This window comes from Mesobacillus sp., assembly GCF_049588175.1.
In the GTDB taxonomy this organism is placed as follows: domain Bacteria; phylum Bacillota; class Bacilli; order Bacillales; family Cytobacillaceae; genus Mesobacillus.
Window position 1 is genome coordinate 1 of sequence record NZ_JBAVFI010000380.1, and the last position, 1,694, is coordinate 1,694.

The following is a 1,694-nucleotide window of genomic DNA, read 5'->3' on the forward strand; positions in this document are numbered from 1 at the left end:
GATGGAAGTTTCCCAAATACAGAGTCATCCATTGTAAGAAACCAGCCAATAAACATATTGTTTGCTGCATGAGCACCAATTGTTAATTCCGCACTATTCGTCCTCGCGGTAATGTAGCACCATAAAATGCCTGAGAGGACATAATCACTGCCAACAAAGAAGGCAGAATAGCTCATTTCCGGATTTGAAAAATGGAGCGCACCAAAAATGCTGCCAACAATAATCGATAAAACCAGTGGATGTGACACTTTTCGGCCAAACCATTGCATCAAATACCCTCTGAAAAAGACCTCTTCGGCAGTTGTTTGGATAGGCGTTAAAATTAAAACAAATAAAAACAAGGTAAGAAAATCCTGAACTTGAATGTTATTAAAGGAATGATCTTTCGGATTTAATAGCGCATCAATTATTGTCGTCCCAGTGAGAAGGCAAAAAAATAAACCGAAGCCCCAAAATATCCTTTTCCAATTAATTTTTTCGTTTGGCGTGATCAGTGTTTTAAACTTCCGTTTATGGATGAGTCTAATAAATAAGGCCATTCCTAAAATCCAAATTACATAGGTCAAATTTGAAAAAATAAAGTCAAATACAGGTTTTACATTTACCCCTTTCATTTCCTCGAAATCAAAATAGGTCTGATTATTCCCATCTTTCTCCGCAAATATAATTAGTGCCAGAAAATAAATGATGGAACCAAGAACCATTGAAAACATAAAAAGGAAATAGGAGGAAATGTACCTTTTCCAATTATTGATCCCTTGATTCATTTTAATAAAGTTCTCTCCCAAAAGTGTTCCCCCTAAAGTCATCAAGTCAAATTCTAGAAAATTATACCATATTTATATTCCTAGTTAATATTTGAAAATTGGATTTGGTTCTGCAATCCCAATTCATTGAAGCTTATTAATTCAGCCCTTCCACTAATTTCTTCTCCATAATCCATAATGGTTTTTCCTGATAGCTGATTTCCTTTACCTTTTGAAAACCATTCCTCTCCCAAAATTTCATTCCTGTGGTATTAGCAGTAAAGCACCCTAACCTAACTTCATTAATATCTCTGCTTCTCATTAATTCTTCATATTTAGCGAGTGCTTTACCGGCAAAGGATTTTTGAGTCCAATCCTTATGAATAATCAGCAGCCCGAGCCACGGCTTCATGTCGCGTGGATTTTCCAAAATAAAATCAATAATTCCTATGAAGGCATCTTCCACTTTAAGCAGGTATCGCTCTTTATCAAGCTCCTCTTCTTCTTCATGCTCCTCCAGTAAATCCACTTCGGCTAAAAACTTCTTGCCATCCGCAAGCAGGTTATAATCCGGATGTGAATTCATAATTTCCATTTCAATTGAGATCATTTCTTTATTGCTTTTATAAAATTCCAATTTTAAAGCTCCTCTTCATTAAATGATTTATGTGTTAATTATTTCTTTATAATCACGTATATTCCCTTTTTCACGCAAAAAAAAATCCAGGCATGAGCCTGGATTGCATTTGATTTGGATCCTCTTTTTAGAGATTGTCTTCATTTATGGAAGGCTTCTTTGTAGTGAGAGTAGACATTTAGATATAGTTTTGCCAGTCTGATCGCAAACAGTAATTTCATCTCAGTTAGAACTTTTAAAACGCCCAATCAGGCAATGAATGTACCTTCCGATCTTCCCGGCAGTTTTCACAAACATGGAGTGTGACTGCT

2 protein-coding genes are annotated in these 1,694 nt (G+C 35.7%); both read right to left on the bottom strand.

Annotation, left to right across the window (positions count from 1 at the left end; genetic code table 11):
• Nucleotides 1-788: lysostaphin resistance A-like protein (locus WB217_RS09485; RefSeq protein WP_423992836.1), on the bottom strand; the 788-nt coding region annotated here is incomplete at its 3' end.
• A gap of 115 nt (nt 789-903) precedes the next feature.
• Complete coding sequence (locus tag WB217_RS09490) at nt 904-1,383, bottom strand: GNAT family N-acetyltransferase (protein ID WP_423992838.1); 480 nt, start codon at nt 1,381-1,383, stop codon at nt 904-906.
• Between the last annotated feature and the right edge of the window lie 311 nt (nt 1,384-1,694).